Source organism: Nocardioides sp. NPDC057577, from assembly GCF_042801335.1.
Taxonomy (GTDB): Bacteria; Actinomycetota; Actinomycetes; order Propionibacteriales; family Nocardioidaceae; genus Nocardioides.
On record NZ_JBHVGB010000050.1, the window covers coordinates 1 to 16,138 of the forward strand.

The window sequence follows — 16,138 nt, forward strand, 5'->3', positions numbered from 1 at the left end:
CTGCCGCCCCACTCCTGGAGTGGGGCGGCAGAGTCGATCTCGGCTCAGACCCAGCGGGCGGCGTACCGGTGGATCGAGTCGGTCACCCGCTCGACATGAGCGTCGGTGAGGCCGTGGCTCATGCCGAGGCTCATCCCGCGCTCGAAGACCGCGTCGGCGTGGGGCAGCCCGTCGTCCGGGACCCGATGGTCGATGCCGGCCATCATCGGATGCCGGGTCACGTTGCCGCTCCAGACGGTGCGGGTGTCGATGCCGTCCGCCTCGATCGCCTCCTGCAGGTCGCCACGGGAGAACGGCGCGTCAGCGTCGACCAAGACCGGGTAGCACAGCCAGGCCGTGTCGAGCTCGGGAAGCTCGACCGGGGTGGTGAAGAGCTCGGGGTACGCCCCGAAGGCCGCCGTGTAGGCCGCGAAGGTCTTCTTGCGGCGCTCGTAGTTGGCGGCCAGCTTGTTCAGCTGGACGACCCCGTAGGCGGCGCCCAGCTCGGAGGGCTCGAAGTTCCACGCCAGGGTGTCGAAGATGAAGTCGTTGTCGTAGTCGACACCGTCGAGCTGCTCGCGGAAGACCCGGCTGGTGCCGTTCCCGAACAGGTTGGGCTCCGAGCGGCGACCCCAGCGACGCAGCAGCAGTGCCTGGTCGCGGTCGGTGACGTCGTCGGTCATCACCATGCCGCCGGTGCCGGCGCAGGTGATGATGTGGGCCATCGCGAAGCTGGTGCAGCTGTAGTCGGCTCGCGCACCTGTCGGGGTGCCGCGCAAGGTGGCGCCGAGGGCGTCGCAGGTGTCCTCGATGACCTTGAGGCCGTGCCGGTCGGCGACGTCGCGTACGACGTCCCAGTCGGGTGCGTTGCCGGCGAGGTTCGGGAGCAGGATCGCACCGGTGCGCTCGGTGACGAGCGCCTCGATCTTGGCCGCATCGGCGTTGAACGTGGCCGGTTCGACGTCGACGAAGACCGGCACCAGGCCTGCCCGCACGAGCGGAGCCACGTCGGTCGAGAACGTGAGCGGCGAGGTGATCACCTCGCTGCCCGCGGGCAGGCCGAGCAGCTCGACGGCGACGTAGAGCGCCGAGGAGCCGGAGTTGCACATCACGCCGTACTCCTTGCCGCTCAGTGCGGCGACCCGGGTCTCCATCTCGGCGACGGAGGGTCCGATGCGCAGACCTTGGTGTCCCCGGTGCAGGACGTCGAGCACGGCCTGGATCTCCTCCTCGCCGTGCGTCGCTCGGGCATAGGTGATGCGTTCGGTCATGACGGTCTCCTCGGTGGATGGGATGTGATTCACAGGGCGCGGGCGACTCGCCAGGCCGAGTGGATGGCGCCCTGGATGTAGCCGACCTCGCCGGCGTCGCCGACGACGTGGACCTCCAGCCCGCGGGCCTGCAGGTCGTCGGCGAGCGGTGCGCCGGACTCGACGTGGGACGCCACGACGACGAGGTCCGCGGCGACGACCGCCGTCTGTTCCCCGGTCCGATAGCGCACCTGGGTCGGGGTGATCTCGACGACCTCGGTGTCGCGATGGATCGTGACACCGTGCTCGGAGGCCTTGCGTACGGCGGTCCACCGGCGCGGGATCGCCATCGGCAGGCCGGCCTGGGAGCCGTGCTCGAGGACGGTGACGCTCTTGCGGCGCTCGGCGAGGAACTCGGCCAGCTCCAGGCCGACGAGCGTGCCGCCGATGACCACGACGTCCTTGCCGATGGGCAGCACCTTGCGGGTCAGCTCCCGGATCCGTTCCGGGTCACGGGTCAGCCCGCTCATCCGGCCGGCCTTGCCGAGCAGGCGCAGCGTACGGCTGCCGGAGTCGCCCTCGCCGGTGATCAGCCCGCGCAGGGTGTCGCCGGTGTGGACGTGGGGGAGGTCGGCGCCGGGCACGGACGGAATGCCGCGGTGGGCGCCCGTCGCCAGCAGGACGACGTCCGGGGCGAGGGCCGTGAGCGTGTCGGCGTCCGCGGTCTCGCCGAGGCGTACGTCGACACCGAGCCGCTCCACCTCGTGCTGCAGCCAGTCGAGCAGCGGTCCGTTGGCGGGGGTGGTGAGCTGGGAGAACCAGGCCGATCCGCCCAGCCGGTCGCCCTTCTCGACCAGGGTGACCCGGTGCCCGCGGTCGGCGGCCACGCGGGCCGCCTCCATGCCGCCGGGACCGCCGCCGACCACCACGACGTGGCGGCGTGCGGCGAGCGTCGGGAACGGCAGCAGCGTCTCGTTGCCGAGGGCCGGGTTGACCGCGCACACGGGGACGCCGTCCCAGAAGTTCTGCTCGACGCAGACGTAGCAGTTGATGCACGGGCGCACCGATGCCGCCCGACCCTCGCGCAGCTTGCCGACCAGCCCGGGGTCGGCCAGCAACTGGCGACCCATCGCCACGAAGTCGGCGCCGCCGCCGGCGATCAGCTCCTCGCCGACGGCCGGGAGCACCCGGCCGACCGCGATCACCGGGATCGTGACCGCGGCCTTCACGGCACGGGCCAGATCGACGTAGGCGCCGACCTGGTTGGGCAGCGGGCCGTCGGTGAAGTCGCGGAACGGGTTGCGAGCCCAGCCGGTCACGTGGATCGCGTCGGCGCCCGCCTCCTCGAACAGGCGGGAGGCCGCGACGGCCTCCTCGGTGGTGAGCGAGCCCTCCTCGCCGTACTCCTTGCCGGCGACGCGGACCAGGATCGCCAGGCCGTCGCCGACCGCGGCGCGGACGGCGCGGATGACGGCGCAGGCGAGCCGCGCCCGGTTCTCCAGCGACCCGCCCCACCGGTCCGTACGCCGGTTGTCGGCGCGGCTGAGGAAGGTGCCGAGCACGTAGCCGTGGGCGGCGTGGATCTCGAACGCGTCGGCGCCGGCCCGCATGACTCGGCGGGCGGCGTCGGCGAACTGCCCGACCAGCCAGGCGATGTCCTCCTCGGTCGCCTCACGGAAGCTCGGTGTCTTGCCCTCGGACACGGCGGTCGCCATCGCGCCGAGCTCGGTGGGGGTGTTGTCGCGCAGGGCGGACATGTCCCGCTCGCCGACCGGCATCGACGGTACGAACAGCGGGCGCCCGTCGGCGGTGTCGACCTTCGACATCTTGCCGTGGTGGGTGGCCTGGACGCAGAGCTTGGCGCCCTCGGCGTGGACGGCGTCGGCCAGCGCGCGCAGACCGGGGATGAACCTGTCGTCGGAGAGGCCGGGCTCCTTGCGGCTGGTCGCCCCGATCGGGTACGCGACGGCGGCTGCCGAGGTGATCACCAGGCCGGTCCCGCCGGCGGCGCGCGCGGCGTAGTGGGCGATGTCCCCGTCCTCGAGGACACCCTCGTCGCAGAGGTTCATGTCCATCGCGGGCATCACCACGCGGTTGGCGAGGCTCATCGGGCCGATCGCCCCGGGGCTCAGCAGATGCTTGAAGGTCGGGTTGGGTGGCGAGGTCTGCACCGGGGCAGCGTGCCGCTCTTTCGGGTCTCCGGGACGGGCAGCGCCCGCTGATCGGGAGGAGACGCTCGGCGCATCGCGCGCGGACGCCACAGTGGCCGGGATCATCCCCCGAGGCAGGAGGCTCCATGACAACCCAGTACGACGAGACCTACGACCTGGTCGTGGTCGGCTCCGGAGCCGGCGCGATGGCCGCCGCTGTCACCGCGGCGCGGCATGGCCTGAGCACGGTGGTGCTGGAGAAGTCGGCACTCCTCGGCGGTACGTCGGCGTACTCCGGTGCCGCGGCCTGGCTGCCGGGCAACGACGCCACCCGCCGGGCCGGGTCGGCGGACTCGACCGAGTCGGGGAGGACGTACCTGCGGGCGTTGCTCGGCGAGGACGAGCTGGACCGCCAGGAGGCGTTCCTCGAGGCCGCGCCTGCCGTGGTGGCCGAGCTGGAGGCCGAGCCGGCGATCGAGCTGGTTGCCCAGGCCTTCCCCGACTACTTCGAGGCGCCGGGGCGGGTGCCGGGCGGACGCTCGATCGTGCCGCGCCCGCTGGCGCAGGACGCGCTGCCGGCCGGCCTGGCCGAGCTCGTACGTCCCGTTGTCGACCGTGATCGCGCCGGACTCGGCCACGATCCCGACCAGCCGCTGGTCGGCGGTCGCGCGCTGATCGGACGGCTGTTGCACGCCTTCCACGACAACGGCGGGACGGTGCGTACCGAGACGCCGATGACGGAGCTGATCACGACCGACGGCCGGGTCAGCGGCGTGGTCGTCTCGACCCTGGACGGACCGCGGCGCATCGCCGCGACGCGTGGGGTCCTCCTCGGCAGCGGTGGGTTCGAGCGCAACCAGGACCTGCGGACGAAGTACGCCGTCCCGGGCGCGGCCGAGTGGGCGATGGCGCCGACCGGCACCAACACCGGCGAGCCGATCGCGGCGGCCACGGCGGTCGGCGCGACGATCGAGCTGATGCACGAGGGCTGGTGGTGCCCGGGCCTGGTCACCCCCGACGGCCAGGCCGCGTTCACGCTCGGCTTCCGTGGTGGCGTCATCGTGGACCAGCACGGGCACCGGTTCGCCAACGAGTCGCTGCCCTACGACCAGATGGGCCGCCGGCTCTCCGCCGAACCCCGCCGCATCCCGGCCTGGTTCGTCTTCGACGCGCGCTCCGGCGGCGTCGCGCCGGCGATCACGATGCCCGCCGCGCCGGCCGAGGAGCACCTCGCCGCAGGGACCTGGGTCCGGGCCGACTCGCTCGCCGAGCTCGCTGCCGGCACGGGCCTCCCGGAGCAGGCGCTGCAGGAGACCGTCGATCGGTTCAACGGCTTCGCCGCCTCCGGCGCCGATGCGGACTTCGGTCGCGGTGAGGACGAGTACGACCGGTTCTTCGCGGTCGGGGATGGGCCCAACGCGGCACTCGTCGCGCTCGACCGGCCGCCGTTCTACGCGGCCAGGATGGTCCTTGCCGACCTCGGGACCAAGGGCGGGCTGCGCACCGACGTCGACGCCCGGGTCCTGGGTGCCGACGACCGTCCCGTCGTGGGGCTCTACGCCACCGGAAACGCCAGCGCCTCGCTCTCCGGAGCCTGTTACCCGGGTCCGGGCGTGCCGATCGGCACGGCGATGGCCTTCGGCTGGCGCGCGGTCCAGGACATGCTGCGGCGCTGATCGAGGGCGAGAACGTCCGCTGGGCGGGAGGACTCCTCGCGCCGATCGGCGGCGAGGCACATCATGTACCAAGCGCTTGCTCAATTCCGGCCAGGTGGAGGACGATCGATGGAAGAGCTCGAGGCCCGATTCGGGGACTTCGTCGGCGAGGTGGCCGAACCACCCCGGGTGTCGCGGTATGCCGTCAACGAGGCGATGATCCGCAACTGGGTCGAGGCCCACGACGACCTCAACCCGGTCTACGTCGACGGCGACGCCGCCCGCGCAACCGGCCGGGACGACGTCATCTGCCCGCCGGCCATGGTCACGACCTGGGTGATGCAGGGCTACCGCCGTTGGCGTCAGGTCCAGGCTCTGCGCGCGGAAGGCGTTCAGGAGGACCACGCGTACTCCCGGCTCCTCGCCCTCCTCGACGAGCACGGCTTCACCTCCGTGGTGGCCACGGCCCAGGAGCAGGAGTACGTCCGCGAGCTCACTCCCGGTACACGCGTGAGCTGCCACTTCACGATCGAGGACATCTCGCCGATCAAGCGCACCGGCCTCGGCAACGGCTGCTTCATCACCCTGCGCAAGCGCTACGTCGACCAGGAGGACCAGCTCCTCGTGGACGAGAGGTTCGTGATCCTCCGCTTCGATCCCACCACCAAGGACGCCCCGAAGGAGCCCGCAGCATGAGCGCCGAAGCACCTCAGGAGCGGCGTACGTCCGTCCCTGGTCTGACCGTCACCCAGGACAACGAGTTCTTCTTCACCGCGGCCCGTGAGGGGCGGCTGGAGATCCAGCGGTGCGGCGACTGCAAGACCCTGCGCCATCCGCCGGCGCCCGCGTGCGCGTCGTGCCGGTCGTTCGCCTGGGACACCGTGACCGCGAGCGGTCGGTGCACGCTGCACAGCTGGACCGTGATCCACCACCCCCAGGACCCCGCCTTCACCTACCCGCTCGCCGTCGGGCTCGTGGACCTGGAGGAGGGGACCCGCCTGGTCGCCGACATCAGCGGCGTCGACCACGACGACCTGCGCCTCGGCATGGAGCTCGAGGTCGGGTTCGCCGAGCACGCCCACGGCGAGATGCTGCCGCGGCTGCGTCCGGTCGGAGGTGCCGCGTGAGCCTCGACCTCGCGACCGTGACGACCGGCGCCACCCTTCCCGAGCTGGCCCTGCCGCTGGACCGCACCACCATCGTGGCCACCGCGATCGCCAGCCAGGACTTCGAGGACGTCCACCACGACCCCGGCAAGGCCAACGAGCGGGGCACGCCCGACATCTTCATGTCGATCAACTCCACCAACGGCTTCCTGGACCGCTACGTGACCGACCTGTTCGGCCCGGCGACCCGGATCCGCAAGGCGGCCCTGCGCCTGGGCGTCCCCAACTTCCCCGGCGACACGATGACCTTCTCCGGGGACGTCGCCGAGGTCACCGAGAGCGCTGTCGTGCTGAAGGTCGCCGGCCGCAACGCCCGCGGTGCTCACGTCACCGCCACCGTCACCCTCGACCAGCCCATCGGAGGCATCCAGTGAGCAGCAGTTTCTCCGGCGGCGCCGCGATCGCCGGGATCGGCGCGACCGAGTTCTCCAAGAAGTCCGGGCGCAGCGAGTGGCAGCTGGCCTGCGAGTCCGTGCTCGCCGCCCTCGAGGACGCCCAGATCGGGGTCGAGGAGGTCGACGGGTTCGCCCTGTTCACCATGGAGACCAACCCGGAGATCGCGGTCGCCCGTGCCCTCGGCATCCCGGAGCTGAAGTTCTTCAGCCGGATCCCGCACGGTGGCGGTGGCGCCTGCGCCCCGGTCCAGCAGGCGGCGCTCGCGGTCACCTCCGGTGTCGCCGACGTCGTCGTGGTCTATCGCGCGTTCAACGAGCGCTCGGGACACCGCTTCGGCCAGGGCCCGCCGCCGTTCGCCTACACCGCGAACACCGACCAGGAGTACCGCAACTGGATCAACCCCTACGGCCTGCTCACGCCGGCCCAGCAGGAAGCCTTCCTCGCGCGGCTCTACATGGAGAAGTACGGCGCCACGAGTGCCGACTTCGGCCAGATCTCCGTGCTCTCCCGCAAGCACGCCGCCACCAACCCGCAGGCGTGGTTCTACGAGCGGCCGATCACCATCGAGGACCACCAGTCCTCGCGGCTGATCGCCGACCCGCTGCGCCTGCTCGACTGCTGCCAGGAGAGCGACGGCGGCCAGGCGCTGGTCATCGTCAGCGCCGAGCGCGCCCGCGACCTGCCGCACCCGCCGGCCGTCATCACCGGCGCCGCGCAGGGCGTCGGCCCGCAGCAGATCTCGATGAGCAGCTACTACCGCGACGACATCGACGCGATGCCCGAGGTGGAGCTGGTCGCTCGGCAGCTGTGGCGCCAGGCCGGGATCGGTCCGGACGACATCGACGCCGCGATCCTCTACGACGCGTTCACCCCGATGGTGCTGCTGCAGCTGGAGGAGTACGGCTTCTGCGGCCGTGGCGAGGCACGGCACTTCATCGCCGACGGCAACCTCGAGGTCGACGGCCGGCTGCCGGTCAACACCAACGGCGGTCAGCTCGGCGAGGGCTACATCCACGGCGTCAACGGCATCGCCGAGGGCGTACGCCTGATCCGCGGCACCTCGGTCAACCAGCCCACCAAGTCGCTCGAGAACGTGCTGGTCACCGGTGGCTCACCGGTCCCGCACTCGGCCCTCGTCCTGTCCGCGGACCGCTGAGGAGATCGGCATGAAACCCGTCATCGTCGACGCCGCCCGCACCCCGTTCGGCAAGCGCGAGGGCTGGCTCTCGGGCATCCACGCCGCCGAGCTTCTCGGGTACGCCCAGCGTGGAATCCTCGACCGCACCGGCATCGATCCCGAGCTGGTCGAGCAGGCCATCGGCGGCTGCGTCACCCCGATCGGTGAGCAGTTCGGCAACGTCACCAGGACCTCCTGGGTGCACGCCGGGCTGCCGACCGCCACCGGCACCACGACCATCGACGCGCAGTGCGGCACCGCCGCCCAGGCGGTCAGCCTGGTGGCCGGCCAGATCGCGATCGGCTCGCTCGAGGTCGGCATGGCCTGCGGCGTCGAGCTGATGTCACGGGTCCCGCTGACGTACAAGGTCGGGAAGGGTCTCGGCACCCCGCGGCCGGAGAGCTGGTCGGTGACCAACCCCGACCAGTACACCGCTGCCGACCGGATCGCCGTACGCCGCGGCCTCGGCCGCGAGGACCTCGACGCCTTCGGGCTGCGCTCCCAGCAGCGCGCCGCCGCCGCGTGGGACGCCGGGGTCCTCGACCCCCAGATCATCCCGGTCGCTGGCGTCACCCGCGACCAGGGCCTGCGGGAGTCCTCGATGGAGGGCCTGGCCAAGCTGAAGCCGGTCAAGGAGGGTGGGCTGCACACGGCCGGCACCTCCTCCCAGGTCTCCGACGGCGCCAGCGCCGCGCTGCTGATGTCCGAGGACCGTGCCCGCGACCTGGGGCTGAGGCCGAAGGCGCGACTGCTCAACCAGTGCGTGATGGGCGGCGACCTGGAGTACATGCTCGACGCCCCCATCGAGGCCGCGGCCAAGGTGCTCGCCCGCGCGGGCATGAAGATCGGCGACGTCGACGTGTTCGAGGTCAACGAGGCCTTCGCCTCGGTCCCGATGTCCTTCGCGCAGGTCCACGGTGTCGACCCGGACCGGCTCAATCCCAACGGTGGCGCGATCGCCGTCGGTCATCCCGCCGGCGCCACCGGAATCCGGCTGATCGCCACCGCGCTCGCCGAGCTGGAGCGCCGTGACGCCCAGGTCGCGATGGTCGCGATCTGCGCCTCGGCCGCCACCACCTGCCTCCTCCTCGAACGGCTCTGACATGCCTCTGGCTCTCACCGACGACCACCGCGACCTGGCCGACTCCGTCGCCGCCTGGGCCCGCCGCGCCGCCCCGATCGAGGCGACCCGTGACCGGCTCGACGACCTCGCGGCCGGCAAGCGTCCCGAGGCCTGGGACGCCCTGCTGCGGCAGGGCCTGCATGTCATCCACCTGCCCGAGGAGGACGGTGGCGCGGGCGGCGGCCTGATGGAGCTCGCTGTCGTCGCCGAGCAGCTCGGCCGAGCCCTGCATCCAGGCCCGTTCCTGCCGACCGTCCTGGCCAGCGGCGCCGTCGCCGCAGCGCCGACCGGTCTCGTCCGGAGCCAGGTGATGGAGCGCTTCGTCGAAGGTGCCACCGGCGCCCTGGTCGACGGACCGGGCATCGCGGCGGCACCGTGCGACGGCGGCTGGACCCTCTCCGGCGCCAGCCTGCCCGTGCTCGGACTACCCGGCGCCGAGATCGTCGTGGTGCGCGCGCTCACGGCGGCAGGGGAGTCGGTGTGGTGCGCGCTGACGCCTGCCGCCGGCGAGGTCCGGGTCGAGCCGGCCACCGACCTGACCCGTCCCGTGGGCCGCCTGGTCCTCGACGACCGCGCCGTCGAGGCGACCGCGGTCCTGCCCGCGCCGAGCGACCACGCGGTGGAGCTGCACACCGCCACGGTGCTGGCCGCCGACGCGGCCGGTGTCGCCCGTTGGTTCGTCGACACGATCGTCGAGTACGTCGGCACCCGCCAGCAGTTCGGCGTCCCGGTCGGCAGCTTCCAGGCGGTGCAGCACAAGATCGCGTTGATGCTGGTCAGGGCCGAGATGATCGGCGCCGTCGCCTGGGACGCCGCGCGTGCCGGAGACGACACCGCCGACCAGCAGCGTCTCGCCGCCGCCCAGGTCGGCCTCACCGCACTCCCGGCCGCCGTCGACGTGGCCGGGGAGGGCGTCATGCTCTTCGGCGGCATCGGCTTCACCTGGGAGCACGACGCCCACCTCTACTGGCGCCGCGCGATCAGCCTCTCCGCCGTCCTCGGTGAGGAGAGCAGGTGGGCGGCCCGGCTCGGCGCGGTGGCGCTCGACGCCGATCGCGACTTCGGCTTCGTCGCCGACGATGCGCTGCCCGAGCTGCGAGCAGAGCTCGCCACGATCCTCGACGCCGCGCTGGAGCTGCCCGACGACGGCGTACCCGCCTCCGGGTGGGGGTCCTCGCGGGGCGGTCGCCGTCAGGAGCACCTGGCCGAGGCACGGTTGGTGGCTCCGCACTACCCGGCACCGTGGGGGCGTGCGGCCGGGCCGCAGGAGCAGGCCGTCATCGCCCAGGAGTTCACCCGCCGGGCGCTCGCGCAGCCCTCGACCGTGATCGGCGAGTGGGTGCTGCCCACCCTGCTCGTGCACGGCACCACTGAGCAGCAGCAGCGCTTCCTCGACCCGACCCTGCGCGGCGAGATCCTCTGGTGCCAGCTCTTCTCCGAGCCCGGCGCCGGATCCGATCTCGCCGGCCTGTCCACGAGGGCCCGCAAGGTCGAGGGCGGCTGGCTGATCAGCGGTCAGAAGGTCTGGAACTCCATGGCCGCCGAGGCCGACTGGGGAGTCTGCCTGGCGCGCACGGACCCCGACGCTCCCAAGCACGCAGGCATCTCCTACTTCCTGGTCGACATGCGCAGCCAGGGTGTCGACGTACGTCCGCTGCGCCAGGCGACCGGTCTCTCCGAGTTCAACGAGGTCTTCCTCGACGATGTCTTCGTGCCCGACGACTGTCTGGTCGCCGAGGCGGGCGCCGGCTGGCGGCTGGCCGTCACCACGCTCGCCAACGAGCGGCTCAGCATGGGCGCGCGGCTCAGCCACGGCTCCAGCGACCTCGTCCGCGCGGTGCTCGACTCCGGCGACCACCAGGCGCCCCGCGACGCCGTCGTCGAGGTGCTCGGCCGGTGCGTCGGCCGGGAGATGGCGCTGTCCGCGCTCAACCTGCGCTCGGTCCTGGCTCGTATCGACGGGCTCGACCTCGGCGCCGAGATCAGCGTGCAGAAGGTCTGCAACGCCATCGCCCAGCGCGACAACTCCCGCGACCTGCTCCGCGTCCTGGGCCGCCACGCCCTGGTCGCCGTGCCCCCGACCGGCAGGCACACCGACCACTCTGACGGCCCCGTCATCGACCACATCGGCCTGCCCGCCGTGCTCGTCGGCGGCGGCACCCTCGAGATCCAGCTCAACGTCATCGCCCGCCGGGTGCTCCGGCTCCCGCGCTGACCTCCACCATCGACCGCAAGGAAGAGTGACCATGTACCCCGAGCTCTCCGACAGCTCCAAGGCGCTGCGCGCCGAGCTGCGTGCCTACTTCGCCGCCACCATCGACGAGGAGGACCGCGCGGCGCTCGCCGAGCAGACCGAGGGTGGTCCGGTCTTCGACCGGGTCCTGCGCCGGATGGGCAAGGACGGCTGGCTCGGCCTCGGCTTCCCGACCGAGTACGGCGGCCGCGGCGAGGACCCCGAGGCGCTTTACGTCTTCTACGACGAGGCCCTGCGCGCCGGCGCCCCGCTGTCGCTGGTCACCCTCAACACCGTCGCGCCGACGCTGATGAAGCACGGCTCGCAGGAGCAGAAGGACTTCTTCCTGCCGAAGATCCTGCTCGGCGAGCTGATGTTCGCCATCGGCTACACCGAGCCCGGCGCCGGCACCGACCTCGCCAGCCTGCAGACCCGGGCCAGGATCGACGGCGACGAGCTGGTCATCAACGGCAACAAGATCTTCACCAGCGCCGGTGTCTTCGCCGACTGGGTCTGGCTCGCGGTCCGCACCGACCCCGACGCCCCGCGCCACCAGGGCATCTCCGTGGTGCTGGTGCCGACCTCGAGCCCCGGATTCTCGGTCACCGAGATCCACACCGTGGGTGGGATCAGCACGTCGGCCACCTACTACGAGGACGTACGTGTCCCGCTCAGCAACGTCGTCGGCGGGCTCAACCAGGGCTGGAGGCTGATGACCAGCCAGCTCAACCACGAGCGCGTCGCGCTGGCCGCCCGCGGTGGGATCGCCAACCAGATGTACGACGCCGTGCTCGCCTGGGCCCAGGCCGAGAAGCTCGGCCCCGGCACCACCCTCTACGACGTCCCGTGGGTGCGCAGCGCGCTGGCCGAGGTCTACGCGCTGCTCAGCGCCGCCGACCTGATGAACCTGCGCCTGGTCTCCGACGTCGCCGCCAACACGCTAGGCCCGGGCGACTCCGCCGCCGCCAAGATCTTCGGCACCGAGGCGGTCGTGACGGCGTACGGAAGGCTCCAGCAGGTGCTCGGCGCGGCCGGGCTGCTGCGACCCGGCTCGCCGGGGGCCGCGATCGACGGCCGGGTCGAGTCCTTGGGACGGCGTGCCCAGAACAACACCTTCGGCGGCGGCACCAACGAGGTGATGCGCGAGATCGTCGCGGCCAAGACGCTCGGGATGACGCTCGGCGCCCGCCGCAAGGAGACTCCGCAGACCGCCACGACCGACACGAAGAACGGGAGCTGACATGGACTTCGACCTCACCGAGGACCACGCCGAGGTACGCGACCTCGCCGCGCAGATCCTGGGCGACCTCGCCCGGGTGGAGCGCGTCGTCGAGGTGGAGCGCAACGAGGGCGGCTTCGACGCCCGGCTGTGGGAGACGCTCGCCTCCTCCGGCCTGATCGGCATCGCCCTCTCCGAGGACGTCGGGGGTGCGGGCCTCGGGATGGGTGGTCTGGTCGCTCTCCTCGAGCAGCAGGGCCGCCACGTCGCGCCGGTGCCGCTGTGGTCGGTCGTCGCCGGCGCCGCGCTGCCGCTCGCCGAGTTCGGCTCGCCCGCCCAGGTGGAGCAGTGGGTCGGCCCGATCATCGAGGGCACCGCGATCGTGACCGGTGCCTTCGACGCCGCTCCCGGCCAGGCTGCCCGGCTGACCGGTCTCGCGGTCGACGGCGGGCTGCGGGTGACCGGTGAGCTGCCCCAGGTGCCGGCGGCGCCGGTGGCCCAGGCGGTCGTCGTACCGGTGACGGCGGAGGACGGTGGCCTCCGGGTCGCGCTCGTCCCGCTCGACCGGGCCGGCGTCACCGTGGTGCCCGTCGCGGCCACCAGCAACGAGAGCGCCGGTGCGATCGTCTTCGAGGACGTCGTCCTCACCGAGGACGATCTGCTGCCTGCCGACGGTGCCACCGTGACGGCGTGGACCCGGCGCAGGCTGCGGATCGCGCTCGCCGCGGTCGCGCTCGGCGTCTGCGAGGAAGACCTGCGGATCACCGCGGCCTACACCTCCGAGCGGGTCCAGTTCGGCCGTCCGGTGTCCACGAACCAGGCGGTCGCCGTACGCGCCACCGACGCCTACCTCGACACCGAGGCGATCCGGCTGACCACCCACAGGGCTGCCTGGCTGCTCGACAACCCCGAGCAAGGTGGCGAGGAGCCGGCCGAGCCGGCCAGCCTGGTCGCCAAGTGGTGGGCCTCGGTCGGGGGACTGCGGGTCGTCCTCGCCGGGCAGCACCTGCACGGCGGGATCGGCGCCGACATCGACTACCCGATCCACCGCTACTTCCTGTGGGGTCGCCAGATCGCCTTCTCCCTCGGCAGCGGCGACGCGATCGCGGCCGAGCTCGGGGACGTACTGCCCACCGCTCCGCGCATCGGCGCGCCCGCCTGACCACCGAGGAGATCCCCATGTCCGAGCCCGTCATCGTCGACGCGATCCGCACCCCGTACGGCCGCCGCGGAGGTGTCCTGTCCGGCCTGCACGCGGTCGACCTGCTCGGCCGAGCCCAGCGCGGGATCCTCGAGCGCACCGGCGTCGACCCCGCCACCGTCGACGAGGTCATCGGCGGCTGCGTCACCCAGGCCGGTGAGCAGTCCGGGAACGTCGTCCGCTTCGCCTGGCTGCACGCGGGTCTCCCCGAGGAGGTCGGCTCGACCACCCTCGACGCCCAGTGTGGCTCGGCCCAGCAGGCCGTCCACCTGGTCGCGGCGCAGATCGCCGCCGGATACATCGACACCGGCATCGCCTGCGGTGTCGAGGCCATGTCGCGGGTGCCCCTGCTCGCCAACCTCGGCGACGGCACGGTCGGCCGGCCCCGACCCGACGACTGGACCATCGACCTACCGGCCCAGTACGAGGCCGCCGACCGGATCGCGGAGCGCCGGGGCCTGACCCGGGAGGACCTCGATGCCTTCGGCCTGGCCTCCCAGCAGCGGGCCCGGCAGGCGTGGGACGCCGGCCGGTTCGCGAACCAGGTCATCGAGGTCAAGCTGCCCGACGGCACCGTCGTGACGCGGGACCAGGGCCTGCGAGACACCAGCCTGGAGGCGCTCGCCGGGCTGAAGACGATCCGAGAGGGCGGCCTGCACACGGCCGGCACCGCCTCGCAGATCTCCGACGGCGCCACCGCTGCGCTGCTGATGTCCGCGACACGTGCCGCTGAGCTCGGGCTGCGTCCCCGCGGCCGGATCGTCGCCCAGACCCTGCTCGGCGCCGAGCCGAAGTACCTCCTCGACGGCCCGGTCCGGGCAGGGGAGCGGCTCCTCCAGCGGACCGGGATGAGCATCAGCGACATCGACCTGTTCGAGGTCAACGAGGCCTTCGCCGCGGTTCCGCTGTCCTTCGCCCGCGTGCACGGCGTCGACCTCGACCGGCTCAACGTCAACGGTGGTGCGATCGCCCTGGGCCACCCGGTCGGCTCGACCGGGGTACGCCTGATCGCGACCGCGCTCGACGAGCTCGAACGGCGCGACCAGCAGTTCGCGATGGTCGCGATCTGTGCCGGTGGTGCCCAGGTGACCGGCGCGATCATCGAGAGGATCTGATCTCGTGACCCTCACGCCGGAGCACACCGACGAGCTCGCCGAGGAGGTCGCCGCCCTCGCGTCGGCCACGCGGCGCCTGATGCTGGCCGCGGCCACCGCCGACCTCGACGTCGACGAGCTCCGCGCCGCCAGGACCCGGATGGACGCGCTCACCGACGAGCTCGGCCGCCGGAGCCGTGCCCGGGTGCTGCGCGCCGACTTCCACGCCCCGGCGCGGGCCCGCGAGGCCGGGCCGGACCGGCCGTTGCCGATCTTCCGGTTCAACCCGCAGGCGCTCCCGTTGGCGCTGCACCTCGACGGCGACACGGCGCGGGCGAGGACGGTCCCGAACGCGCTCTACGAAGGGCCGCCGGACTCGGTGCACGGTGGGTTTCTCGCGCACCTGATGGACTGCATGCTCGGCACGCTGGTGCAGGCCACCGGGCGCCGGGCGGTCACCGCGACCCTCGACATGAGATATCGCGCCCGCACTCCGCTCGACGTCCCCGTCGACCTCGCGGCGCGGATCGTGAAGATCTCGGGTCGCAAGATCGTCGCGGAGTCCTGGGTCGAGGTCGACGGCGAGCGAACCGTCGAGGCCACCGGCCTATTCATCGAGCTCGAGGAGATCCCATGGGCTACGAGCTGACCGGCCTCGACGGCAAGGTCGCGGTCGTCACGGGCGCGGGCAGGATGCGCTCGATCGGTCGCGCCCTGGCCGTCGAGCTCGCCCGGGCCGGCTGCGACGTGGTCGTCACCGGGACCGGGCGGCGTCCCGAGGACCGTCCCGCCGACGAGGTCGCCGCCGAGTGGCGGGACATCGGGTCCGTCGCCGACGAGGTCCGGGCCCTCGGCCGCCGGGCGCTGGCCGTGGTCTGCGACGTCGCAGATCCCGATGACGTACGCCGGCTCCTGGATCTGACGCTCGCCGAGCTCGGTCGGGTGGACGTCGTCGTCAACAACGCCGCGGCTTCACGCGGAGAGGACCGGGTCCCGCTGACCGACCTGTCGATCGAGGCGTTCGACCAGGTGATGGCGGTCAACCTGCGGGGCACCTTCCTGATGATGCGGACCTTCGGGGGACACCTGGTCGCGCAGGGTGACGGCGGCAGCATCATCAACATCTCCTCGATCGGCGGGAAGCTGAGCGGAGCCGGGACCGGCGCCTACTCGGCGTCGAAGGCCGCGGTGCAGTCGCTGACGTCCTCGGCCGCCAAGGAGCTGGGCACGTACGGCGTCCGGGTGAATGCCGTCTGCCCCGGCGTGACCGAGACCGGACGTCTCGACGATCGAGACCCGGAGTCGTGGCGCGCGTACGTCCGCGCCAACCTGCCACTCGGCAGGAGCGGAGAACCCCACGAGGTCGCCGCGGTGGTGGCCTTCCTCGCCAGCGACCAGGCCGCGTGGGTCACCGGGCAGGCGTGGAACGTCGACGGCGGACAGCTGACGGTCAGATGACCGCGTCGCCAGCACTCAGCCAGCACAGATCGAAGGA

Annotated in this window: 14 protein-coding genes; 12 read left to right on the forward strand and 2 right to left on the reverse strand. The window is 72.3% G+C overall.

Annotation, left to right across the window (positions count from 1 at the left end; translation table 11 throughout):
- Positions 1–44: 44 nt before the first annotated feature.
- Both ACFU7D_RS12565 and ACFU7D_RS12570 read right to left on the reverse strand, forming a co-directional pair.
- Complete coding sequence (locus ACFU7D_RS12565) at positions 45–1,250, reverse strand: DegT/DnrJ/EryC1/StrS family aminotransferase (protein ID WP_378867442.1); 1,206 nt, start codon at positions 1,248–1,250, stop codon at positions 45–47.
- A gap of 29 nt (positions 1,251–1,279) precedes the next feature.
- The gene (locus ACFU7D_RS12570; protein WP_378867444.1) at positions 1,280–3,400 is read right to left on the reverse strand and encodes an FAD-dependent oxidoreductase; all 2,121 of its coding nucleotides are present in this window, start codon (positions 3,398–3,400) and stop codon (positions 1,280–1,282) included.
- A 125-nt stretch (positions 3,401–3,525) separates the two neighbouring features.
- Here ACFU7D_RS12570 and ACFU7D_RS12575 point away from each other — a divergent pair, with 125 nt between their 5' ends.
- The 12 genes from ACFU7D_RS12575 to ACFU7D_RS12630 all read left to right on the forward strand — a co-directional run bounded on the left by ACFU7D_RS12575 (position 3,526) and on the right by ACFU7D_RS12630 (position 16,101).
- Entirely contained in the window at positions 3,526–5,055 is a 1,530-nt protein-coding gene (locus ACFU7D_RS12575) for an FAD-dependent oxidoreductase (RefSeq protein WP_378867446.1), read from the forward strand.
- A 108-nt stretch (positions 5,056–5,163) separates the two neighbouring features.
- Positions 5,164–5,730 carry a MaoC family dehydratase N-terminal domain-containing protein gene (locus tag ACFU7D_RS12580; protein WP_378867448.1) on the forward strand — a complete coding sequence of 189 codons (567 nt, stop codon included), beginning with the start codon at positions 5,164–5,166 and terminating at the stop codon, positions 5,728–5,730.
- A complete protein-coding gene (locus ACFU7D_RS12585; RefSeq protein WP_378867450.1) occupies positions 5,727–6,161 on the forward strand; it encodes a Zn-ribbon domain-containing OB-fold protein in 435 nt (144 codons plus the stop codon). Before ACFU7D_RS12580 ends, ACFU7D_RS12585 begins: the two co-directional genes overlap by 4 nt.
- Complete coding sequence (locus tag ACFU7D_RS12590; protein WP_378867452.1) at positions 6,158–6,574, forward strand: beta-hydroxyacyl-ACP dehydratase; 417 nt, start codon at positions 6,158–6,160, stop codon at positions 6,572–6,574. The genes ACFU7D_RS12585 and ACFU7D_RS12590 overlap by 4 nt, the downstream gene beginning before the upstream one ends.
- Complete coding sequence (locus ACFU7D_RS12595; protein WP_378867454.1) at positions 6,571–7,752, forward strand: lipid-transfer protein; 1,182 nt, start codon at positions 6,571–6,573, stop codon at positions 7,750–7,752. Before ACFU7D_RS12590 ends, ACFU7D_RS12595 begins: the two co-directional genes overlap by 4 nt.
- A 10-nt stretch (positions 7,753–7,762) precedes the next feature.
- The gene (locus ACFU7D_RS12600; RefSeq protein WP_378867456.1) at positions 7,763–8,875 is read left to right on the forward strand and encodes a steroid 3-ketoacyl-CoA thiolase; all 1,113 of its coding nucleotides are present in this window, start codon (positions 7,763–7,765) and stop codon (positions 8,873–8,875) included.
- Between the two features lies 1 nt (position 8,876).
- The gene (locus ACFU7D_RS12605; RefSeq protein ID WP_378867458.1) at positions 8,877–11,111 is read left to right on the forward strand and encodes an acyl-CoA dehydrogenase; all 2,235 of its coding nucleotides are present in this window, start codon (positions 8,877–8,879) and stop codon (positions 11,109–11,111) included.
- A gap of 31 nt (positions 11,112–11,142) precedes the next feature.
- Entirely contained in the window at positions 11,143–12,369 is a 1,227-nt protein-coding gene (locus ACFU7D_RS12610; RefSeq protein ID WP_378867499.1) for an acyl-CoA dehydrogenase family protein, read from the forward strand.
- A 1-nt stretch (position 12,370) separates the two neighbouring features.
- The gene (locus ACFU7D_RS12615; protein WP_378867460.1) at positions 12,371–13,510 is read left to right on the forward strand and encodes an acyl-CoA dehydrogenase family protein; all 1,140 of its coding nucleotides are present in this window, start codon (positions 12,371–12,373) and stop codon (positions 13,508–13,510) included.
- Between the two features lie 17 nt (positions 13,511–13,527).
- The gene (locus ACFU7D_RS12620; RefSeq protein ID WP_378867462.1) at positions 13,528–14,664 is read left to right on the forward strand and encodes a steroid 3-ketoacyl-CoA thiolase; all 1,137 of its coding nucleotides are present in this window, start codon (positions 13,528–13,530) and stop codon (positions 14,662–14,664) included.
- 4 nt (positions 14,665–14,668) lie between these two features.
- Entirely contained in the window at positions 14,669–15,292 is a 624-nt protein-coding gene (locus ACFU7D_RS12625; protein WP_378867464.1) for a PaaI family thioesterase, read from the forward strand.
- Complete coding sequence (locus tag ACFU7D_RS12630) at positions 15,277–16,101, forward strand: SDR family NAD(P)-dependent oxidoreductase (RefSeq protein ID WP_378867466.1); 825 nt, start codon at positions 15,277–15,279, stop codon at positions 16,099–16,101. The genes ACFU7D_RS12625 and ACFU7D_RS12630 overlap by 16 nt, the downstream gene beginning before the upstream one ends.
- The last annotated feature ends 37 nt before the right edge of the window (positions 16,102–16,138 follow it).